The organism is Paracoccus gahaiensis (assembly GCF_005048225.1).
GTDB lineage: Bacteria > Pseudomonadota > Alphaproteobacteria > Rhodobacterales > Rhodobacteraceae > Paracoccus > Paracoccus gahaiensis.
Window position 1 is genome coordinate 71,629 of the sequence record NZ_SUNI01000002.1, and the last position, 22,230, is coordinate 93,858.

A 22,230-nucleotide genomic window follows, 5' to 3' on the forward strand; every position below is an offset into this window, starting at 1 on the left:
CTGCGCGCCACACCCTCCTGCCGGCGCGGCAAACGGGGATCAGGTCATTCGACGGGCAGGGGGTGGCGGCCGTGATCGGTCAGCAGATGCACGGCGCCGGGCTCGATCACCGCGGCGGACAGCGGCCGGCCATAGGCGGCCCCGCCATCCAGGTTCAGCCGGTTGGCGTGGCGCGTCGGCCGGTCCAGCGCGGTATGGCCATGCACCACCAGCACCCCGAAATCGGCGGGACAGTCCAGGAATCCCTCGCGGATCCAGACCAGATCGTCCTCGGCCTGATGCTGCAGGTCGATGCCGGGCCGGATCCCCGCATGCACCACCAGCGCCAGCGGATGCAGGTACCACAGCGGCAGGGCGGCCAGGAACTGCGCGTGATCGGCGGGCACCGCGCGGCGCGCCGCCTTCAGCACCGCCGCGCGCGGCTGGTCGGGATCGACACCATAGGAGCGCAGCGTGGCCCCGGCCCCCAGGCCCGGATGATCCACCCAATGCTGCCCCGAGGACAGGCCGGGATCGATCCAGTCGGGCGTTCTCAGGAAGGCGGGCAGGAAGCGGTCGTGATTGCCCCGCGTCACGATCCAGGGACGCCCCGCGCGCTGCCCGCGCAGCAGATGCTCGACCACGCCGCGCGAATCGGGACCGCGGTCGATCAGGTCGCCGACATGGGCGATGACCGCATCGCGCCCGCCATCGTCGAAGATCCGCTCATGCGCCGCCTTCAGCAGGTCCAGCTGTCCGTGAATGTCGCCGATCGCGTAAAGTCGCATCTGTCACCTGGCCGTGGCATGCGTCGAAAGGGTCCGCACGCCCCTTGGGTAGGGGCGTGCGGCGCCGAGGTCAAACCTCGAATTGCAGCCGGCGCGCCTGCAGGAACTTGCCGGTCGCCTCCAGCGCGGACAGGGCGTCGTCGCCGATCGCCTCGTCCAGATAGAGGATGGCGATGGCATCCGTGCCATTGGCCGCGCGGCCCAGGGTGAAGTTCGCGATGTTCACGCCCAGATCGCCCAAGGTCATCCCCAGGGCGCCGATCACGCCGGGCACGTCCTTGTTGCGGGTGTACAGCATGTGGCTTCCCACTTCGGCATCGACATTGATGCCGCGGATCTGGATGAAGCGCGGCTTGCCGTCGCTGAACACCGTGCCCGCGATGGACCGCTCGCGCGTCTCGGTCACGCAGGTCAGCTTGATATAGCCCTCGTAGACGCCGGCCTTGTCCTGCCGCGTGGTCGAGACCTGCACGCCCCGCTCCTTCGCCATGACCGGGGCCGAGACCATGTTCACGTCCGGATTGCTGGCCTTCATCACGCCCGCGATGACGGCGGCGTTCAGCGCGTTGAGGTTCATCTCGGACACGACGCCGTCATAGAGGACGTTGATCGCCTTGATCGGCTCGTCGGTCATCTGGCCCACGAAGGCGCCCAGATGCGCGGCCAGCTTGATCCACGGGCCCATCACGGACGCCTCCTCGGCGGTGACCGAAGGCATGTTCAGCGCGTTCTGCACCGCGCCCGTCAGCAGATAGTCCGACATCTGCTCGGCCACCTGCAGGGCGACATTCTCCTGCGCCTCGGTGGTGGCGGCGCCCAGATGCGGGGTCACGACGACATTGGGCAGGTTGAACAGCGGGCTGTCCGTGGCGGGCTCGACCGCGAACACGTCGAAGGCGGCGCCGGCCACGCGCCCGTCCTTCAAAGCCTCGGCCAGGGCCTCCTCGTCGACCAGTCCGCCGCGTGCGCAGTTGATGATCCGCACGCCCGGCTTCAGCTTGGCGATCGCCTCGCGCGACAGGATGTTGCGGGTCTTGTCGGTCAGGGGCACGTGGAAGGTGATGAAATCGGCCCGGCCCAGCAGGTCGTCCAGCTCGACCTTGGTCACGCCCAACTCGCGCGCCCGGTCTTCGGACAGGAAGGGATCATAGGCCAGCACCTTCATGTGCAGCCCCAGGGCGCGGTCGATGACGATCCCGCCGATATTGCCCGCGCCGATCACGCCAAGCGTCTTGTTGAACAGCTCGACCCCCATGAAGCGGTTCTTCTCCCACTTGCCGGCATGGGTGCTGACGCTGGCCTCGGGCAGCTGCCGCGCCACCGCGAACATCATCGCGATGGCATGTTCGGCGGTGGTGACGCTGTTACCGAAAGGCGTGTTCATCACGATGACGCCCTTCTTGCTGGCCGCCGGGATGTCGACATTGTCGACCCCGATGCCGGCGCGCCCGATCACCTTCAGGTTGGTCGCGGCCTCCAGCAGCTTCTCGGTGACCTTGGTGGCCGAGCGGATCGCCAGCCCGTCATACTGCCCGATCACCTCGGCCAGCTTCTCCTTGTCCTTGCCCAGATCGGGCAGGTAATCCACCTCGACGCCCCGATCGCGAAAGATCTGGACGGCGGTTTCCGACAGCTTGTCGGACACGAGAACCTTCGGCATGTCAGTCATCCTTTGCACGGCGCCGGGCACACATGGCCTCGCAGCGCTTTCATCTTGGGAAAAATATCCTGCAGGGGGTCCGGGGGACGCAAAGTCCCCCGGCCATCGCGGGACGCAAAATTACTGCGCGGCCAGTTCGCTGCGATAGGCCCATTCGATCCAGGGCATCAGCGCCGCGACATCCGCCGTCTCGACGGTCGAGCCGCACCAGATCCGCAGTCCCGCCGGCGCGTCACGATAGGCGCCCGCATCCAGCGCGACCCCCTGGGCCTCCAGACGCTTGGCCACCGCCTTGGCGAAACCCGCGCCGTCCCGGATCGCCGGGTCGGTGAACTTCAGACAGACCGAGGTGGTCGAGCCCGTCGCCGGATCCTCGGCCAGATCGGCGATCCAGTCCTTGTCGGCGATGAAGTCCCGCACGGCGCCCGCATTGGCATTTGCCCGCGCGATCAGCGCCGGCAGCCCGCCCAGGCCCTGCGCCCAGGTCAGCGCCACCAGGTAATCCTCGACCGCCAGCATCGAGGGCGTGTTGATCGTCTCGCCCTTGAAGATGCCCTCGATCAGCTTGCCGCCCTTGGTCATGCGGAAGATCTTGGGCAGCGGCCAGGCGGGGGTATAGCTCTCCAGCCGTTCGACGGCGCGGGGGGACAGGATCAGCACGCCATGCGCGCCCTCTCCGCCCAGCACCTTCTGCCAGCTGAAGGTCACCACATCCAGCTTGTCCCAAGGCAGGTCCATGGCAAAGGCCGCGCTGGTCGCGTCGCAGATGGTCAGGCCCGCGCGGTCGGCGGGGATCGCATCGCCATTGGGCACCCGCACGCCCGAGGTCGTGCCGTTCCAGGTGAAGACGACATCCTTGTCGAAATCCACCTCGGCCAGATCGACGATCTTTCCGTAATCGGCGGTACGCACGGTGGCGTCCAGCTTCAGCTGCTTGACCGCGTCGGTCACCCAGCCCTCGCCGAAGCTCTCCCAGGCCAGCATCTCGACCGGGCGCTGGCCCAGCATCGTCCACATCGCCATCTCGACCGCGCCGGTATCCGAGCCGGGCACGATGCCGATGCGGTAATCCTCGGGCACGCCCAGGACCTCGCGGGTCTGGTCGATGGCCAAGGCCAGCTTGGCCTTGCCGACAGCGGCGCGATGCGAGCGGCCAAGCGGCGCGTCCGACAGCATGTCCAGCGAGTAATGGGGGATCTTGGCACAGGGGCCCGAGGAAAAACGCGGATTTTCCGGCCGCGCGGCCGGGATCGGAAGATCGGTCATATGGCTAGCCTTCCAGCTATTAGCCCCTCGTTGGGGAGGGGTGTCCCATCCCGGGACATACGCCCTTGCAAGATATCCCGCAAGCCCCGTCGCGCCGGGCCGCGATGGTTCGCACCTTGTCGTTCGGAACGGGGCTTTCCCCCAACGCAAACTCCCCGGCGCGCGGAGGCGACCGGGGAGCAGGCACAGGCTTTGGACCGAAACGCCCGCCCCTCCCCCGGGCGGGGAGGGGCGAGGGGTCAGCCCGACACGCCGCGCAGGCGGATGATGCCGTCGGCATAGGGCTCGAAGCCTTCGATCCCCTGCCGCATCGTGTAGAAATACTTGATGTGGTACAGATAGACCAAGGGTAGGTCCGCCTTCAGGATCTCGCGTGTCTGGTCGTACAGCGCCTTGCGGGCCGCGGGGTCGGGCTCGGACCGGGCCTGGGCCAGCAGGGCGTCGATCTCGACATTGCGGTAATGCTGGTCGTTGTTGGCGCCGTCGCTGCCCACGAAGGGAGTGATGTTGGCATCCGGGTCGATCCGGCCCGACCAGCCCTGCAGCGACATGTCGAAATTGCCCGCGACATTCTCGGCCAGCAGCGTGGCGAACTCGGTCGCGCGCAGCGAGATCTCGAAGCCGGTTTCCGAGGCCATGGCCTGGATCACCTGGCCCACCTGCTGGGCGATGGGGTTGTTGCCGATCTGCATCTCGACGCGCACGGGGGTCTCGACGCCGGCCTCGGTCAGCAACGCGCGGGCGGCCTCGGGATCGCGGGCCGGGATCGGATCGGTTTCGTCGTAATAGAACGAGCCCGGCGCGGCCCATTGGTTGCCCGGCACATACTGGCCCTCGAAGACGACCTGGTTCAGCGCCTCGCGGTCGATGGACAGCGACAGGGCCTGACGCACCCGCGCATCCGATCCAAGCGGCCCTTCGGCACGCGCGCCGTTGCCCACGTTGATGGTGATGCCCTGATAGCCGATATTGGCCACCTCGAACAGTTGCAGGCGGCTGTCCTCGCGGATCGAGGGCACGTCGGCGGGCGCGGTGCGTTCGATGATGTCCATGTCGCCCGAGCGGACATTGGCCAGACGCACGGTCGTGTCGGGGATCGGCAGATAGATCACGCGGTCATAGTGGTATTCGTCGGCCTCCCAGTGATCGGCGAACTTCTCCAGCACGATGCGGTCGCCCTCGACCCGCTCGACGAAGGAATAGGGGCCGGAACAGACCAGATTGCGGCCGAAATCCGCGCCCGCCGCGTCGGCGGCATCGGGGGAATACATGCGGCCCGCGTGATGGGCCAGCTGCGCCAGCAGGGTCACATCGGCGGTGTTCAGGGTAATCGTCAGCTCGTGATCGCCCGTGGCCTCGACCGAGGCGATCGAGGACAGCTCGCCCCGGCGGCGGCTTTCGGGCAGGGTCATGTTGCGCTCCAGCACGCGCCGGGCCGAGTCCGCGTTGAAGGGCGTGCCGTCGTGATGGGTCACCCCCTCGCGCAGCATGATCGTCAGCGACATCCCATCCTCGGCCCACTCCCATTCGGTGGCCAGTTCGGGGATGATCTCCATGTCGGCATTGGTGTTGAACAGCCGGTCGCAGAGCTGTTCATAGACCAGCGAGGACACGAAGGTGCGCGACTGCGCCGGATCCAGCGAATCCGGGTCCTCGTTCAGGCCGATGCGCAGGTCGGTGGCGGCGGCCATGCTGCCGAAGGCGACGGTGCCCAGGGCGGTGGCCATGAAGGTGGTGAGTTTCATCAGGGTCTCCCAGTTGGTTTCTTGTCCTTGATCGGTATCCCCATCGCAACGGGCTGCGCGGCGGAACCACTTGTCATTGGTTCACCCTAGGATCTGCACGGCGTCTCTGGCAACCTTGCCCTGCGGGCCAGAGGCCATCGCGCCGAGTTCATGGGGGAATGCGGGTCGCTTCAGGGCATGGTATCCGCACATTGCCTGTCCTGTGGGCAATCCGTTCGATCGCGCGGCAGGAGACAAACCATTTTGTTGAAATGGTTCATTTTCTGAGGTGCGGCTGGACGGGGCTGTTCGGCCAACGCACCCCGCGAAGTCGCCGAAATCCGGCCCCGGGGACCATGCCCCGGCAGAAGCCTTGCAATGTCACGAATCTGTGGCACTTTGAACCAAATCAAGATTGGTTCGGGCATGATGGCTTTTTCGGATGACGAGGCGATCCAGGCCGAGGGCAGCGCGACCTCGACCTATGCGCTGGCGCAGCTGCGCAGCTATATCGAGGCGCAGGGCGCCCAGCAGGGCAGCCGCCTGCCCACCGAACGCCAGCTGGCTGAGGAAATGGGCGTCGGGCGCCGCGCCGTCCGCCGCGCGCTGGAGATGCTGGAGAACGAGGGCCGGATCACCCGCCGGCAGGGCGCGGGCACCTTCATCGGCAGCGCGCCCGCCCAGCCCGTGACCCGCGACGCGCTGATCGGCGCCACCGATTTCTTCGAGATCATGGAGGTCCGGCTGCGGCTGGAACCGCAGCTGGCCGCGCTGGCCGCCCTGCGCGGCAAGCCCGGCCAGATCGCCCGCATGTTCGAGCTGTCGGACCGCATCGCGCAATGCCGGGACGCCGACGAGGGCGAGCTGTGGGACGGCGCGCTGCACCGCCAGATCGCCGAGGCCGCAGGCAATGCGCTGTTCCTGTCGCTGTTCGACATCGTGAACCAGGTGCGCCAGGACGCCGCCTGGCAGGCGGTGCGCGAACGGGCGCGGGGCGGGCTGGCGGGCCATGCGCTGCCCGTGGCCCAGCATCGCGCCATCGTCGAGGCCATCGCCGCCCGCGACCCGCAGGGTGCCGCCGAGCAGATGCGGGTGCATCTGTTCAGCATCCAGGAAAAGCTGATCCGCCTCGGTTCCGCCGATGCCGATGCCGCCCCCTTCGCAATCCCAGAGCCGGGACAACCGGCCAACGCCTGACCCCCCAAGGCCCCACCCCACAGGAAGACATCATGACCCGATTTCTGTTGACCGCCACCGCGCTGAGCGCGCTTCTGACCGCCCTGCCCGCCGCCGCGCAAGAGATGCGCATCGGGCTGCAGGACGATGCCGACATCCTCGATCCCGACCAGTCGCGCACCTTCGTGGGCCGCATCGTCTATGCGGGCCTCTGCGACAAGCTGGTCGATCTGGACGGCGAGGCGAACATCATTCCCATGCTGGCCACGGACTGGGCCTATTCCGACGACGGGCTGGAGCTGGTGATGAACCTGCGCGACGGCGTGGTCTTCCATGACGGCACCGCCTTCGACGCCGAGGCGGTGGTGGCCAACATCACCCGCTCGATGACGCTGGAGGAATCGCGCCGCAAGTCCGAGCTGTCCTCGGTCGACAGCATCGCGGCGACGGGACCGATGCAGGTCACCTTCACGCTGACCGCGCCCGATGCCTCGCTGGTGGCGCAGCTGTCGGACCGGGCGGGGATGATGATGTCCCCCACCGCGGCCGAGGAGGCCGGCGCCGATTTCGGCCAGAACCCGGTCTGTTCGGGCCCCTTCCGCTTTGTCGAGCGCATCCAGCAGGACCGCATCGTGCTGGAGAAGTTCGAGGATTATTACGACGCCGACCGCATCCATCTCGACCGCGTCACCTATCTGCCGATCCCCGACACGACCGTGCGCCTGGCCAACCTGCGCTCGGGCGAGCTGGACATGATCGAGCGGCTGGCCGCCCCCGACGTGGCCTCGGTCAGTCAGAACAGCGGGCTGACCATGCAGGAGACGGTGGGCCTGGGCTACATGGCCATCTATCTCAACCTCGGCAATGGCGAGCGGTCCGAGACGCCGATGGGGCAGGACCCCCGCGTGCGGCAGGCCTTTTCCATGGCCATCGACCGTGAGGCGCTGAACCAGGTCGTCTTCGAGGGCACCGCGCGGGCCGGCAACCAGCCCTTCGCGCCGACCTCGCCCTGGTTCAACACCGACCTGCCGGTGCCCGCCCGCGATGTCGAAGGCGCCCGCGCGCTTCTGGCCGAGGCGGGCATCGACCGCATGCCGGTCGAGATCCAGCACGCCAACAACCCTGTCGTCACCCAGATGATGCAGGTCGTTCAGGCGATGGTGGCCGAGGCCGGGTTCGACGTGACCCTGCGCGCCACCGAATTCGCCACGCTGCTGTCGGAACAGACGGCGGGCAACTTCCAGCTGTCGCGCTCGGACTGGTCGGGGCGTCCCGATCCTGACGGCAACCTGCACCAGTTCGTCACCTGCGAGGGCGGGATCAACGATCCGCGCTATTGCAACCCCGAGGTCGACCGCCTGCTGAACGAGGCCCGCGCCTCGACCGACACCGAGGTCCGCAAGGCCGCCTATGACGCGGCGGGGGTGATCCTGAACGAGGATCTTCCGGTCATCTATCTGGGCCACCAGACCTACATCTTCGCGCTGGACGACAGCGTCCAAGGCTTCGAGGCGCTGCCCGACGGGATGATCCGCCTGCAGGACGTCACCATCGCCGAGTGATCCCGGCGCGACCTTGGCGGGGGGCGCGTCCGCGTGCCCCCCGTCCGACCGGTGAAAGGACCCCCCCCATGCTGATCTATATCGCCAAGCGCCTGCTGATCGCGCTGCCCACGCTGCTGATCGTGTCGATGCTGGTCTTCGGCCTGCAGCACCTGCTGCCGGGCGACCCCGTGCTGGCCATGGCCGGAGAGGAACGCGACCCCGAGACGCTGGCCCGCATCCGCGCCAGCCTGAACCTGGACCAGCCGATCCCGATCCAGTACCTGCGCTGGCTGGGGGGCGTGGTCACCGGCGATTTCGGCACCTCGCTGCGCACCGGAGAGCCGGTCTCGGCACTGATCGCGCAGAAGCTGCCGGTGACGATCCAGCTGGCGGTGATGGCGATGATCTTCGCCGCCCTGATCGGCATCCCGACGGGCATCATCGCCGCCGTGAACAAGGGATCCCCCGTGGACTGGGCCGCGAACCTCGTCGCGTTGTCGGGCCTGTCGATCCCGAACTTCTGGCTGGGGATCATGCTGATCCTGCTGGTCTCGGTCAATCTGGGCTGGCTGCCGGCCTCGGGCTATGAATCGCCCTTCGTCGATCCGTGGCGGTCGCTGCAGACGATGATCATGCCCGCCTTCGTGCTGGGCACCGGGCTGGCCGCGACGCTGATGCGCCACACCCGGTCGGCGATGCTGGGCGTGATGAGCGCGGATTACATCCGCACCGCCCGCGCCAAGGGCCTGACCCGGCGCGAGGTGATCCTGAAGCACGGGTTCCGCAACGCGCTGCTGCCCGTCATCACCCTGACCGCGCTCTTGTTCGGGGAATTGCTGGCCGGGGCGGTGCTGACCGAACAGATCTTCACCATCCCGGGCTTCGGCAAGCTGATCGTCGATGCGGTCTTCAACCGCGACTATGCCGTCGTGCAGGGCGTGGTCCTGTGCACCGCCGTGGGCTTCCTGCTGATGAACCTGATCGCGGATGTCCTCAGCGTCCTTCTGAACCCCCGGATGAGGGCTGCATTATGAGCGCCGTCGACACCCAACTGGCCCCCGCCGCCCCGCGCGCCAAAAGCCGCTTCTGGACCAAGTTCCGCCGCAACCGCGCGGCCATGGTGGGGGGCGTCATCGTGGCCTTCTTCGTCCTGCTGGCCATCGCCGCCCCGATCCTGCCCATCGCCGATCCGCTGGCGACCAGCTGGACGGCGATCCGGCTGGCGCCCTCGGCCGACTACCCGATGGGCTCGGACGAGATCGGGCGGGACATCCTGTCGCGGATGATCTGGGGGGCGCAGGCGTCCCTGATGGCCGGGGTGGTCTCGGTCGTCATCGCGGTGGCCTCGGGCGTGCCCATCGGGCTGATCGCGGGCTATTTCGGCGGCTGGACCGACACGATCATCTCGCGCTTCACCGATGCTCTGCTGGCGATGCCCTTCCTGATCATGGCCATCGCGCTGGCCGCCTTCCTGGGCCCCAGCCTGACCAATGCCATGATCGCCATCGGCCTGTCGGCCATGCCGATCTTCATCCGCCTGACCCGCGCACAGGTCATGTCCGTCAAGACCGAGGATTACGTCGAGGGCGCCCGCGCCATCGGGCTGGGCCACATGGCGATCATGCGCCGCTATATCCTGCCCAACATCATCCCGCCGATCATCGTGCAGGCCACGCTGACCGTCGCCACCGCCATCATCGCCGAGGCCTCGCTGTCCTTCCTGGGACTGGGCCAGCAGGCCCCGGCGCCCAGCTGGGGGTCGATGCTGAACGTCGCCAAGAACTTCCTGACGCAGGCGCCGTGGATGGCCTGGTGGCCGGGGGCGGCGATCTTTCTGGTCGTGATCGGCTTCAACCTGATCGGCGACGGGCTGCGCGATGCGCTGGACCCGCGCGAGCACTGATTTTTCGAAGGAGCCATCATGGCACAATTCACCACCCGCCCCGAGATCGCCGGCACCTTCGGCGTCGTCACCTCGACCCACTGGATCGCCACCGCCGTGGGCATGAGCATGCTGGAAAAGGGCGGCAACGCCTTTGACGCCGCCGTCGCCACCGGCTTCGTGCTGCAGATCGTCGAGCCACATCTGAACGGCCCGGCAGGCGACCTGCCCGCGATCATCCATTCGGCGGCGACCGGCAAGACGCAGGTGATCTGCGCCCAAGGCCCGGCCCCCGCCGGCGCTACGATCGAGCATTACCGCGCCGAGGGGCTGGACCTGATCCCCGGCAACGGGCTGCTGGCCACCGTCATCCCCGGCGCCTTCGACGGCTGGATGCTGATGCTGCGCGACCATGGCACGATGAGCGTGGCCGAGGTGCTGGCCCCCGCCATCCACTATGCCCGTGCCGGCCATCCGATGCTGCCCCGCGTGGCCGACAGCATCACTGGGCTGGCCGAGTTCTTCGCAGCCGAATGGCCGACCTCGCATGCCACCTGGCTGCCGGGCGGACAGGCGCCCCAGGCCCATGCGCTGTTCAAAAACCCCGTGCTCGCCGATACCTATGACCGCATCGTCCAGGCGGCGGAGGCCGCGCCCACCCGTGAGGCCGGGATCGAGGCCGCCCGCGACGCCTTCTATCGCGGCTTCGTGGCCGAGGCGATCGACCGCTTCTGCAAGACGACCGAGGTGATGGATGGCAGCGGCCGCAAGCATCGCGGCGTGCTGACGGCCGAGGACATGGCGGGCTACAGCGCCACGACCGAGGAACCGACCTGGGCCAGCTATCACGACTGGACCATCGCCAAGACCGGCCCCTGGGGGCAGGGGCCGGTGCTGCTGCAGGGCCTCAAGATCCTTGAGGGGCTCGACATCGCCGCGATGGACCCCAACGGCCCCGATTTCGTCCACACCGTCATCGAGACGATGAAGCTGTCCTATGCCGACCGCGAGGTCTATTACGGCGACCCCGACCGCCATGAGGTGCCGATGCAGGCGCTGCTGTCGGACGCCTATGCTGCCGAGCGTCGCGCTCTGATCGGTGACACGGCCTCGCTGGAGCTGCGCCCCGGCACGGTCCCGGGGTTCGAGGATCAGCGCGCCCGCACGCTGGCCCTGCTGGCGGGCATGGGCAAGGGCGCGGTCTACGAGCCGACCATGGCGCATCTGTCGGAAAAGCGCGGCGACACGGTCCATATCGACGTGATCGACCAATGGGGGAACATGGTCTCGACCACCCCCTCGGGCGGCTGGCTGCAATCCTCGCCCATCATCCCGGATCTGGGCTTCTGCCTGAACAGCCGGGCGCAGATGTTCTGGCTGGAGCCGGGCCTGCCCACCTCGCTGGAACCGGGGCGGCGTCCGCGCACGACCCTGACGCCCTCGCTGGCGCTGCGCGACGGCGTGCCGCATCTGGCCTTCGGCACGCCGGGCGGCGATCAGCAGGACCAGTGGCAGCTGGTCTTCTTCCTGCGCCACGTCCATTTCGAGCCGAACCTGCAGGCGGCCATCGACGCGCCGCTGTTCCATTCGACGCATTTCCCCGCCTCGTTCCATCCGCGCACGGCGGCGCCGGGCGGCATGCTGATCGAGGATCGCGTGGGCAAGGCGACCATCGCCGAGCTGCGCCGGCGCGGCCATGACGTGACCGTCACCGGCCCATGGGACATCGGCCGGCTGACGGCGGCCAGTCGCGATGCGGACGGCCTGCTGCGCGCGGCGGCGACCCCGCGCCTGATGCAAGCCTATGCGGTGGGGAGGTGACATGACCCAACCGATCCTGTCCCTGCGCGGGCTGACCACCGCCTTCAAGACCGAGGATGGCTGGAAGGAGGTCATCCGCGACATCAGCTTCGACGTCCAGCCCGGAGAGACCGTCGCCATCGTCGGTGAAAGCGGGTCGGGCAAAAGCGTCACCTCGCTGTCGATCATGGGCCTTCTGGACAGCCGCGCCCGCGTCTCGGGGCAGGTGCTGCTGGACGGGCGCGATCTGCTGGCCCTGACCGAGGCCGAGATGCGCTCGGTGCGCGGCAACGACATCGCGATGATCTTCCAGGAGCCCATGACCTCGCTGAACCCGGTCTTCACCGTAGGCCGCCAGATCGCGGAACTGCTGATCCGCCACGGCAAGGTCGCCCGCGACCAGGTCCGGGCCGAGGTGCTGCGCCTGATGGACCGGGTGCGCATCCCCAATGCGGCCGCGCGGATGGAGGAATACCCGCACCAGTTCTCGGGCGGGATGCGCCAGCGGGTGATGATCGCCATGGCGCTGGCCGCGCGCCCGCGCCTTCTGATCGCGGACGAGCCCACGACCGCGCTGGACGTGACCATCCAGGGCCAGATCCTGGACCTGATCAAGGAGATCCAGGAGGAGCAGGGCATGGCCGTCCTGTTCATCACCCATGACATGGGCGTGGTGGCCGAGATCGCCGACCGCACCGTGGTGATGTATCGCGGCGACCGGGTCGAGACGGGCGCCACCGCCGATCTGTTCACCGATGCCCGCCATCCCTATACCCGCGCGCTGCTGGCCGCCGTGCCGCGCTTGGGCGACATGACGGATCAGGACTGGCCGCTGCGCTTTCCCTCGGTGGACATGGACAGCGGGACGATCACCGCCCAGGCCGCCGTGTCCAACCCGATCAACCGCAGCGCGACTCCGGTCCTGTCGGTCAAGAACCTCGTCACGCGATTCGGCAGCGGCTCGGACCTGTTGGGCCGGCCCACGGGCAAGGTTCATGCGGTCGAGAACGTGTCCTTCGATCTGTGGCAGGGCGAGACGCTGTCGCTGGTGGGCGAATCGGGCTGCGGGAAATCCACCACGGGCCGGTCGATCCTGCGACTGGTGCAGCCGGAAGCGGGCCATGTGCAGCTGGACGGGTTCGACGTGCTGACCGCCGGCGCCCGCGATCTGCGCCGGATGCGCCGGTCAGGGCAGATGATCTTTCAGGATCCCTTCTCCAGCCTCAACCCGCGCATGACGGTGGGCCAGACGGTGATCGAGCCGATCCTGACCCACAAGCTGGCGGGTCGGGCCGAGGCCCGCGACCGTGCCGCCGAACTGCTGCGCCAGGTCGGTCTGGACGGGTCGATGATGGACCGCTATCCGCACGAGTTCAGCGGCGGGCAGCGCCAGCGCATCGCCATCGCGCGCGTCCTGGGGCTGAATCCCAAGGTGATCGTGGCCGATGAAAGCGTGTCCGCGCTGGACGTGTCGATCAAGGCGCAGGTCTGCAACCTGTTGATGGACCTGCAGGATCGCCTGGGGCTCGCCTATCTGTTCATCAGCCACGACATGGCGGTGGTCGAACGCGTCAGCCACCGCGTCGCGGTCATGTATCTGGGCGAGATCGTCGAGATCGGCCCGCGCGAGGCGATCTTTGCCGATCCGCAACACCCCTATACCCGCCGCCTGATCGCGGCCGTGCCCATCCCCGATCCCGCCCGCCGGGGCCTGCGCCGGGGCGGCGAGATCGACGAGCTGAAAAGCCCGGTCCGCCCCCTGGGCTTCCAGCCGCCGCAACGCCAGTGGCGCCAGGTCTCGGACCGGCATTTCGTGATGGCCGGCTGAGGCCGTGTGGCCGGTGCGGGACATCCGCGCCGGCCTCCCTGTCAGGAACCTGGTTCCCGGACATCCCCGCCCGCCGGTCGACGATCGTCCCGGCCCCTCCATTCCCAACCGACGCTGAAGATGGGCCCTGTTCGCCGCATTGCAGCCTGCCTGCAATTTGGGCTAAACCGGTCCTCCGGCTCGCTTTTGCGGCACCGGCATTGCGGACGGTCCCTGCCGTCCTGCCCGACACGACCTTTCTGAAAGCCAGATCATGCAGGACCAGCCCTCGATCCTCCGACCGACCGACCCCGCCGCGCCCGTATTTGGGCTGGTCCTGCATCCGGTCCTGGCCAGCCGGGTCAACTTTGCCTCGGCCCAGAACGGGGTGGCGGTGGTCAAGGCGCTTGGCATCGAGAATCCCGGCCCCGACGCGCAGTGCGATGTCCGCCTGACCCTGTCCGCCCACCCGGGGATCCTGCGCGAGAAGACCTGGGTGATCGACCGCATCGCGCCGGGCACGACCGTGCAGCTGGCCGATTTGGACACCGCGCCGGACAGCGCCCTGCTGGCCGGGCTGGACGAGGCCGAGTTCGGCCAGCTGCAGTTCCGCCTGACCGCCCGCGATCTGCCCGAATGCGTCTCGACCCACCCGGTCGAGATGCTGGCGCGGGACGAATGGGGCGGGCTGGGCCAGATGGACCGGGTCCTCGCGGCCTTCGTCTCGCCCAACCAGCCCGCCGTCGCCCGGCTGCTGAAGGAGGCCGGGCGTCTGCTGGAGGCGGCGGGCCTGTCGGGCGCGATGGATGGATACCAGTCCGGCGATCCGCTGCGGGTCTGGATGCTGGCCGGGGCGATCTGGTCAGCGGCCACCGGGCTTGGGCTGACCTATGCCGTGCCCCCCGCCTCGTTCGAGCAGGCGGGCCAGAAGATCCGCGATCCCGACCGCATCGCCCGCGAGGGGCTGGCCACCTGCCTCGACAGCAGCCTGCTGCTGGCCGCGGCCTTTGAGGCGGCGGGGCTGAACACGGCGGTGCTGTTCGCCGAAGGCCATGCCTGGATGGGCGTCTGGCTGGTTCCCCAGGATTTCGGCCAGATGGTCGAGCCCGACGTGGTCGCGGTCCGCAAGGCGCTGGTCGCGCGCGAATTCGTGGCGATCGAGACGACGCTGCTGACCCACCGCCCGGCCATCGGCTTCGAGGAGGCCACGGTCCGGGGTCGTGACCGCCTGTCCGAGGCGCGCGAGGCCGAGTTCCTGCAGGCGGTCGACATCAACCGCGCCCGCGCCGCCCATATCCGGCCCCTGGCCAGCCACCGCCCCCAGGACGGCAGCGCCCCGGACGAGGGCGCCGCCCAGCCCGCCGCCCTGCCGCGCCCGCTGGATCTGGGCCTGCTGCCGGGCGAGCTGTCGGTCGAGGCTCCCTCGACCCCGATGGGCCGCATCGCGCGCTGGCAGCGCCGGTTGCTGGACCTGTCGCTTGGCAACCGGCTGTTGAACTTCCGGGAGACGCGGGGCGCGGTGCCGCTGCTCTGCGTCGACATATCGGGGACCGAGGACCGGCTGGCGCATGGCGAGGTCTTCCGCCTGCTGGCGCTGAAGGACGAGAATGCCGTCTCGGGGCGCGACATCGCCCCTGACGAGGCGCGCCGGATCGACCGGGATCTGGCGCGCGACGCCCTGACCCGGGGCCAGATCGCCGTGCCGCTGTCGGCGCGCGACATGACCGACCGGTTGACCGAGCTTTACCGCAAGTCCCGCAGCGACCTGTCCGAGGGCGGCACCAACACGCTGTTCCTGGCGGTGGGCTTTCTGCGCTGGAAGCGCAGCGGCGACGACGCCCGCAGCTATCGCGCGCCGCTGCTGCTGCTGCCCGCCCGGCTGGAGCGCCGCTCGGCTCAGTCCGAGTTCCGGCTTGGCCAGCTGGAGGACGAGGTCCGCATCAACGCCACCCTGCTGGAGATGCTCAAGCGCGATTTCGAGCTGCGCATCCCCGAGCTGGAGGGCGACCTGCCGCGCGACGAGAGCGGCCTGGACATCGCCCGGATCATCGAGATCCTGCGCGCGCGGGTCCGCGACGTGGCCGGCTTCGAGGTGGTCGAGGATGTGGCGCTGTCGACATTCTCCTTTGCCAAATACCTGATGTGGAAGGATCTGGTCGACCGCACCGACAGCCTGCGCGAAAGCCGACTGGTCGCGCATCTGGTCGACACCCCCTCCGAGGCCTTCGCGGGGGCCGCAACGCCTCTGCCGCGCCCGGCCGAGATCGACCGCCGCCACGGGCCGGGCGATCTGCTGGCGCCGCTGGCTGCCGACAGCTCGCAGCTGTCGGCGGTGCTGGCGGCGGCCCAGGGGCGCGATTTCGTGCTGATCGGTCCGCCCGGCACCGGAAAAAGCCAGACCATCGCCAATATCATCGCCGACCAGCTGGGCCGGGGCCGCACCGTCCTGTTCGTGGCCGAGAAATCCGCCGCCCTCGACGTGGTGCATCGCCGCCTGACCCGCAGCGGCCTGGGCGAGGCGGTGCTGGAGCTGCATTCCACCAAGGCCGACCGCAAGTCCGTCCTGACCCAGCTGGGCCGGTCCTGGGACCGCGCCAGCGCCGGGGCCGCGCAGGACTGGGTGCGCGTGGCCGAGGATCTGCGGCAGGCCCGCGACGGGCTGAACGCCTATGTCGATGCCCTGCACCGCCCCGGCAGCCAGGGGTTCAGCGTGTTCCAGGCCATCGGCCGGGTGGCGGGGGGCAGCCCGGGCTTTGCGCTGCGCTTCGACAACAAGGACAGCCATGACGCCGAGGGCTGGGCCCGCCTGCGGGATCTGGCGGTCGACCTGGGCACGCGCCACAGCAGCATCCGCGATCTGGACCCGGCAGGACCATTGTCGCTGCTGGATCGGGGCGAATGGTCCTTTGCCTGGCAGGACCGCTTTCTGGAGATCGCCCGCGCCCTGCGGATGGCGCGCCATGCCGCCGGCGAAGCGCGCCGGGCGCTGGCCCTGCGCCTTGGCCTGCCTCCGGCGGGGGCGGACAGCCCCGACATCGCCACCGCGCTGGACCTGCTGGCCCGGCAACGGTTGGACCGGCCCGGCATCGCGGCCGGTGCCCTGGGCGATCCGCAGCAGGCGCGCGGCCAACTGGACCGCCTGACCGATGCCATCGCCCGCGCGGCCCAGGCCCGGGCCGGGTTGTCGGCCCGCTATCCCGACGCGACCCTGCCCGACATGCCGCTGGAGGCGCTGGAGCTGCAATGGCGCGAGGCGCTGGCCCGGTCCTGGCCCTTCGGCGGCATGGCGCAGGGCAGGCTGCGCCGGATGCTGCAGGGCTATGCCGTCTCGGGCAAGGCCGATCCGGCGCGCGACATCCCGGCGCTGCGGCTGCTGGCCCGCGCACAGGCCGAGATTGCGGGATCGGAGCTGCACGCGCTGCCCGGATTTGCGGGCGAAGCGTCGGACATCGCCCGCATCGGCGCCGAACTGGACGCGGCGGCGGGCTATCTGGATCTGGAACGCCAGCTCTATGCCGCAGGCTTTCCCGCAGCCGCGCTGAAGGACCAGCGGTCCCAGCTGTCGCAGCCCTCGGGCGGCGATCTGGCGCCTCTGCTGCGGGCCCTGCGCGAGGCGGGGGCCGAGGCCGCGCGGGCCGGGGCCGAGTTCGCGGATCTGGGCGGCACGCTGCCGCCCGGCGGTGCCGCGCTGCTGGCCGGGCTGGAGGATCTGCAGGACCGCTTCGGCGACTGGCTGAAATGGCGCGCCACCCGCGAGGCCGCGACCCGCGCCGGGCTGGCCCCGCTGGTCCGCGCGCTGGAGGAGGGGGCCGATCTTCCTGACACCGGCCGCGCCTTCGAGCAGGCCTACATGGCCTGGTGGCTGCGCCCGGCAATGGATGCCGATCCCTGCCTGCGGGGCTTTGCGCATTGGGAACATGACGCGCTGATCGCCCGGTTCCGGGACCTGGACGACACGCTGTCGGGGCTGGCCGCGCCCGAGGTCATGCGGCGCTTGGGCAACGACCTGCCGGCCCGCGACGCGGTGCCGCGCAATTCGGAACTGGGCGGTCTGCGCCACCAGCTGGGGCTGCAGCGCCCGACGCGGGCGATCCGCAGCCTGATCGCGGACATGCCGACCAGCTTTGCCCGGCTGGCCCCCTGCGTGTTGATGTCGCCGCTGTCGGTGGCGCAATACCTGCCCGCGGGGCAGGCGCAGTTCGATCTGGTGATCTTTGACGAGGCCTCGCAGATCTCGACCTGGGATGCGATCGGGGCCATCGCGCGGGGGCGGCAGGCGATCATCGTGGGCGATCCCAAGCAGCTTCCGCCCACCAATTTCTTCGGCCGCACCGAGGACGACGACGAGGATGCGGATCTGGCCGATTTCGAGAAGGACATGCCCTCGATCCTGGACGAGGTGGCGGCGGCGGGCATCCCGACCTTGCGGCTGACCTGGCACTACCGCAGCCGCGACGAGGCGCTGATCGCCTTTTCCAACCATTTCTACTACGATGGCGGCCTCGTGACCTTCCCCTCGCCCGACGCCACCCGCGATGCGGTGCGGCTGCACCGGGTCGCGGGTACCTATCAGCGCGGCACGGGGGCGACCAACCCGGTCGAGGCCCGGGCCATCGTGGCCTTCATCCGCCAGCGCCTGACCGGCTGGCTGCGCCTGCCCGAGGGCGAGCGGCCGACCCTGGGGGTCATTACCTTCAACGCCCAGCAGCAGGGACTGATCCTCGACCTGCTGGACGCCGCGCGCAAGGCCGATCCCCGGCTGGAATGGTTCTTCGCCGATGCGCGCGACGAGCCGGTGATCGTCAAGAACGTCGAGAACATCCAGGGCGACGAGCGCGACGTGATGCTGTTCTCGATCACCTTCGGTCCGGATCTGGCGGGCCGGGTGACGATGAACTTCGGGGCGATGAACAAGGATGGCGGCGAACGGCGCCTGAACGTCGCGGTGACGCGGGCGCGGGCCGAGCTGCATGTCTTCGCCTCGATCGGCGCCGAGCAGATCGACACGACCCGGACGCGCGCGCGCGGGGTTGCCGACCTCAAGGCGTTCCTCGATTTCGCGGACCGGGGCGCGGTGGCGCTGGCGGCACGGGACAGCGGCTCGCTCGGCCCCGTCGAATCGCCCTTCGAGGAGGCGGTTCTTGAGGCGCTGGCCGGCCGGGGCTGGCAGGTCCACAGCCAGATCGGCGTGTCGGGGTTCCGCATCGATCTGGGCGTGCGCCATCCCGACCATGCGGGGGTCTGGCTGGCGGGGGTGGAATGCGACGGCGCGCGCTATCATTCCTCGGCCACGGCGCGGGACCGCGACCGCATCCGGCAGGCGGTGCTGGAGGGCTTGGGCTGGTCGATCCTGCGCATCTGGTCGACCGACTGGTTCCGCAGCCCCGCAGCGGTGCTGCAGCGCATCGACGACCGCCTGCAGGCGCTGCTGGCCGAAGACTGCGCCCGCCGGGCCGAGGCCGCCGAGCGCGCCCGCGATGAGCCGCCCCCGCCCGAGGATCTGCCGGAGCCGCCCGCGCCTGCCGCCGAGGATCCGCCCGACGCGGAGGCCTTCGGGATCCGCCACGACCCCGCGCGCTTCTTCGACGAGAGCTATACCCCGGAGCTGCGCCGGCTGATGCAGAAGGTCGTGGAGGCCCACGGGCCACTGCCCGAGGCCTCTCTCGCGCGGCGGATCTCGCAGCTGCATGGCTGGCAGCGCACAGGGGCCCGCATCCAGAGCCGCATCACCGCGTTGCAGGACCGCTTCGACATCCGGGCCGAGGACGGCGTGCGCTTCCTGTGGACCAAGGGCGCCGCGGACGGTCCTGTCCGCTTCCGGGGCATGGACGACCGCCCCCTGCGCGACATTTCCCGGGTCGAGATCGCGGATGTCATCGACGGCCATGCCGACCGGATCGGGACCGCCGAGGACCCGGTGCTGGAACTGGCCCGGCTGATGGGGATCGCCCGTCTCAGCCGGGATGCCCGCGATTATCTGTCGGCCTGTCTGGACTGGTGGCGGGGGGCGGGGACGAGCTGATCATGGGCGGGGCTGTGGCGCGCGGATCACGGGCGTCGCGCGCGCATCAAGGGGGCTTGCAATGCGCGGGATTTGGCGCCAAATGCCACCTGCGGGACCGGGCCCCTCTGGCAAAACGATCATCAGATCCTTTGCGATGTCGGACCGCATCGAGCGTGCTCGGTGCATCGGCGGCCCTGCATTCCCCCGATCCGGGCGCGATGGCAATCGTGCGAGGGCATCGTGGATCTTTTCCTGTTGGACTTTCTGGGCAAGCCGCTGTGGATGTGGCTGCTGTTCCTGTCGCTTGTGGTGGCGCTTCTGGTCTTCGACCTGGGCGTGCTGAACAAGGACGATCATGAAATCGGCATCGCGGAGAGCCTCAAGCTGTCCGCCATGTACATCACCCTGGGCATCGCCTTCTCGGGCTTCATCTACTGGTCGATGGGCGGCGAGCCCATGGCGCAGTACCTGACCGCCTTCATCGTCGAGAAGACGCTGGCGATGGACAACATCTTCGTCATCGCGCTGATCTTCAGCTTCTTCGCGATCCCGCGCGAATACCAGCACCGGGTGCTGTTCTGGGGCATCCTGGGCGTGATCGTGCTGCGCGGCATCATGATCGGTCTGGGCGCCACCATCGTCGAGAACTATCACTGGGTGCTGTACCTGTTCGCGGCCTTCCTGATCTTCACCGGCGTCAAGATGCTGTTCGCCAGCGACCAGCCCCACGACATGGCCGACAACAAGATGCTGGCCTGGCTGCGCCGCCGCATGCGCGTCACCGACGAGTTGCACGGCCATGCCTTCATGGTGAAGAAGCCCGACCCCAGGACCGGCAAGCTGGTCCGGTGGGCGACGCCCCTGCTGCTGGCGCTGATCGTGATCGAGGTGGCGGATCTGGTCTTCGCGGTCGATTCGGTCCCGGCGGTCTTCACCATCACGACCGACCCCTATCTGGTCTATACCTCGAACATCTTCGCGATCCTGGGCCTGCGGGCACTATATTTCGCGCTGGCGGCGATCCTGCACCGCTTCGCCTATCTGAAATACGCGCTGTCGATCCTGCTGATCTTCATCGGCTCCAAGATCTTCATCGCGGACCTGATGGGATGGGAGAAGTTCCCCCCCGCCTGGTCGCTTGGCATCACCTTCGTGATCCTGACGATCGGCGTCGTCGTGTCGCTGGCCAAGACGCGCGGCCAGCAGCCCGAGCCGCTGGAATTCGGCGAGCCGAGGCACTGAGGGCGGGGGAGCCTGCTCCCCCGCACCCCCACGTCCAAGGGGCCCAGGGGCCCCTTGGAGAACCCCGCTGCCCGGTCGCGGGCCTCAGTCTTCCAGATGCGCGAGCACGGCCTTGGTGATGGCGTCGGTGCTGTCGCGGCCCTGTAGTGTGCCGATGCCTTGGGCGGTCGTGGCCTCCAAAGCGGCCATGATGCGGGCGCCGGCCTCGGTCTGGCCCAGATGGTCCAGCATCATCGCCGCCGACCAGATCGCGGCCATCGGGTTGGCGATGCCTTGCTCCGCGATGTCGGGGGCGGAGCCGTGCACCGGCTCGAACATCGACGGGCCTTGGCGCGTCGGGTCGATATTGGCCGAGGCCGCAAAGCCCAGGCCCCCCTGGATCGCCGCGCCCAGATCCGTCAGGATGTCGCCGAAAAGGTTCGAGGCCACCACCACGTCCAGCGTCTCGGGCGCCATGACCATCCGCGCGCACATGGCGTCGATGTGATAGCGCGTCACCTGAACGTCCGGATACTGGGCGGCCAGTTCCTCGGTCACCTCGTCCCAGAAGACCATGCTGTGCCGCTGCGCGTTGGACTTCGTGACCGAGGCCAGATGCCCGCGCCGCGCCTGCGCCTGCTCGAACCCGAAGCGCAGGATGCGCTCGACGCCGGTGCGGGTGAAGACCGAGGTCTCGACCGCGACCTCGTCGGGGGTGCCGACATGGACGCGGCCCCCGGCGCCGGAATATTCGCCCTCGGTGTTCTCGCGGATGCAGAGGATGTCGAACTCGCGGGTCTTCAGCGGCCCCTCGACGCCGGGCAGCAGGCGATGCGGGCGGATGTTGGCGTATTGCACGAAGGCCTTGCGGATCGGCAGCAGCAACCCGTGCAGCGAGACGCTGTCGGGCACGCGCGCGGGCCAGCCGACCGCGCCCAGAAAGATCGCGTCGAAGCCGCGCAGGGTGGCGATGCCATCCTCGGGCATCATCGCGCCGGTGGTCAGGTAGTGGTCGCAGGACCAGGGGAAGGTGACGGTCTCGACCGCGGCGCCGCTGGCGGCCACGATCTGCAGGGCGGCCTCGGTGACAGGGGTGCCGATGCCGTCTCCGGGGATCAGGGCGATGCGATGGGGGGTGTCGGAGGTCATGGGGGGCCTTTCTCTGGGTCGGTCGGTCGGCACGGTCCTGGACGGCGGTGGCGCGGGCTTCGGCGCGCGTTCCAAGGGGGCGCCCGAACCCGCCGCCCCGCAGGCATCGCCCGGGACAGGCCGGGTGTAAAGATGCCCAAGACGCGCCGGAGGCGCCTGTGCGGTCGTTCCCTGAGGCGGTCCACAGGGCCGGAGCCGGGCCGGGACTGCCCGTGCCTCAGGCAGCCGTG

Annotated in this window: 13 protein-coding genes; 8 read left to right on the forward strand and 5 right to left on the reverse strand. The window is 69.0% G+C overall.

The window, feature by feature from the left end; all coding sequences use genetic code 11:
- Positions 1 to 44: 44 nt before the first annotated feature.
- From FA743_RS03430 to FA743_RS03445, 4 genes are all read right to left on the reverse strand, one after another.
- On the reverse strand, positions 45 to 767 hold the full coding sequence (locus FA743_RS03430) for a metallophosphoesterase (protein ID WP_136884488.1): 723 nt from the start codon (positions 765 to 767) through the stop codon (positions 45 to 47).
- 70 nt (positions 768 to 837) lie between these two features.
- Positions 838 to 2,427 carry a phosphoglycerate dehydrogenase gene (serA, locus tag FA743_RS03435; RefSeq protein ID WP_169308755.1) on the reverse strand — a complete coding sequence of 530 codons (1,590 nt, stop codon included), beginning with the start codon at positions 2,425 to 2,427 and terminating at the stop codon, positions 838 to 840.
- A 120-nt stretch (positions 2,428 to 2,547) separates the two neighbouring features.
- The gene (locus tag FA743_RS03440; protein ID WP_136884490.1) at positions 2,548 to 3,693 is read right to left on the reverse strand and encodes a phosphoserine transaminase; all 1,146 of its coding nucleotides are present in this window, start codon (positions 3,691 to 3,693) and stop codon (positions 2,548 to 2,550) included.
- Positions 3,694 to 3,932: 239 nt separating this feature from the next.
- Entirely contained in the window at positions 3,933 to 5,438 is a 1,506-nt protein-coding gene (locus FA743_RS03445; protein ID WP_136884491.1) for an ABC transporter substrate-binding protein, read from the reverse strand.
- 405 nt (positions 5,439 to 5,843) lie between these two features.
- Here FA743_RS03445 and FA743_RS03450 point away from each other — a divergent pair, with 405 nt between their 5' ends.
- The 8 genes from FA743_RS03450 to FA743_RS03485 all read left to right on the forward strand — a co-directional run bounded on the left by FA743_RS03450 (position 5,844) and on the right by FA743_RS03485 (position 20,872).
- Complete coding sequence (locus FA743_RS03450) at positions 5,844 to 6,614, forward strand: FadR/GntR family transcriptional regulator (RefSeq protein WP_211242187.1); 771 nt, start codon at positions 5,844 to 5,846, stop codon at positions 6,612 to 6,614.
- A 32-nt stretch (positions 6,615 to 6,646) separates the two neighbouring features.
- The gene (locus FA743_RS03455) at positions 6,647 to 8,155 is read left to right on the forward strand and encodes an ABC transporter substrate-binding protein (RefSeq protein WP_136884492.1); all 1,509 of its coding nucleotides are present in this window, start codon (positions 6,647 to 6,649) and stop codon (positions 8,153 to 8,155) included.
- Positions 8,156 to 8,223: 68 nt separating this feature from the next.
- Positions 8,224 to 9,171 (forward strand): ABC transporter permease, encoded by a 948-nt coding sequence (locus FA743_RS03460; protein WP_136884493.1) that lies wholly within the window; start codon positions 8,224 to 8,226, stop codon positions 9,169 to 9,171.
- Positions 9,168 to 10,040 carry an ABC transporter permease gene (locus FA743_RS03465; protein ID WP_136884494.1) on the forward strand — a complete coding sequence of 291 codons (873 nt, stop codon included), beginning with the start codon at positions 9,168 to 9,170 and terminating at the stop codon, positions 10,038 to 10,040. The genes FA743_RS03460 and FA743_RS03465 overlap by 4 nt, the downstream gene beginning before the upstream one ends.
- A gap of 18 nt (positions 10,041 to 10,058) precedes the next feature.
- Positions 10,059 to 11,840 carry a gamma-glutamyltransferase family protein gene (locus FA743_RS03470; RefSeq protein WP_136884495.1) on the forward strand — a complete coding sequence of 594 codons (1,782 nt, stop codon included), beginning with the start codon at positions 10,059 to 10,061 and terminating at the stop codon, positions 11,838 to 11,840.
- 1 nt (position 11,841) lies between these two features.
- Complete coding sequence (locus FA743_RS03475; RefSeq protein WP_211242188.1) at positions 11,842 to 13,647, forward strand: ABC transporter ATP-binding protein; 1,806 nt, start codon at positions 11,842 to 11,844, stop codon at positions 13,645 to 13,647.
- Between the two features lie 253 nt (positions 13,648 to 13,900).
- Positions 13,901 to 19,648: a DUF3320 domain-containing protein gene (locus FA743_RS03480; RefSeq protein WP_136884497.1), complete on the forward strand. Its 5,748-nt coding sequence runs from the start codon at positions 13,901 to 13,903 to the stop codon at positions 19,646 to 19,648.
- A gap of 222 nt (positions 19,649 to 19,870) precedes the next feature.
- Positions 19,871 to 20,872, forward strand: a complete 1,002-nt coding sequence (locus FA743_RS03485; RefSeq protein ID WP_136884498.1) for a TerC family protein — start codon at positions 19,871 to 19,873, stop codon at positions 20,870 to 20,872.
- A gap of 84 nt (positions 20,873 to 20,956) precedes the next feature.
- On the opposite strand, the gene FA743_RS03490 is transcribed toward FA743_RS03485, so the two are convergent.
- A complete protein-coding gene (locus tag FA743_RS03490) occupies positions 20,957 to 22,000 on the reverse strand; it encodes a tartrate dehydrogenase (RefSeq protein WP_136884499.1) in 1,044 nt (347 codons plus the stop codon).
- Positions 22,001 to 22,230 lie beyond the last annotated feature (230 nt).

Excerpts from the sequence above, each read along its gene's own strand:
- FA743_RS03470 (WP_136884495.1), top strand. The coding sequence starts at position 10,059 with ATGGCACAATTCACCACCCGCCCCGAGATCGCCGGCACCTTCGGCGTC.
- FA743_RS03450 (WP_211242187.1), top strand. The coding sequence starts at position 5,844 with ATGATGGCTTTTTCGGATGACGAGGCGATCCAGGCCGAGGGCAGCGCG.
- FA743_RS03480 (WP_136884497.1), top strand. The coding sequence starts at position 13,901 with ATGCAGGACCAGCCCTCGATCCTCCGACCGACCGACCCCGCCGCGCCC.
- FA743_RS03440 (WP_136884490.1), bottom strand. The coding sequence starts at position 3,693 with ATGACCGATCTTCCGATCCCGGCCGCGCGGCCGGAAAATCCGCGTTTT.
- FA743_RS03465 (WP_136884494.1), top strand. The coding sequence starts at position 9,168 with ATGAGCGCCGTCGACACCCAACTGGCCCCCGCCGCCCCGCGCGCCAAA.
- FA743_RS03455 (WP_136884492.1), top strand. The coding sequence starts at position 6,647 with ATGACCCGATTTCTGTTGACCGCCACCGCGCTGAGCGCGCTTCTGACC.
- serA (WP_169308755.1), bottom strand. The coding sequence starts at position 2,427 with ATGCCGAAGGTTCTCGTGTCCGACAAGCTGTCGGAAACCGCCGTCCAG.
- FA743_RS03445 (WP_136884491.1), bottom strand. The coding sequence starts at position 5,438 with ATGAAACTCACCACCTTCATGGCCACCGCCCTGGGCACCGTCGCCTTC.
- FA743_RS03490 (WP_136884499.1), bottom strand. The coding sequence starts at position 22,000 with ATGACCTCCGACACCCCCCATCGCATCGCCCTGATCCCCGGAGACGGC.
- FA743_RS03460 (WP_136884493.1), top strand. The coding sequence starts at position 8,224 with ATGCTGATCTATATCGCCAAGCGCCTGCTGATCGCGCTGCCCACGCTG.
- FA743_RS03430 (WP_136884488.1), bottom strand. The coding sequence starts at position 767 with ATGCGACTTTACGCGATCGGCGACATTCACGGACAGCTGGACCTGCTG.
- FA743_RS03475 (WP_211242188.1), top strand. The coding sequence starts at position 11,842 with ATGACCCAACCGATCCTGTCCCTGCGCGGGCTGACCACCGCCTTCAAG.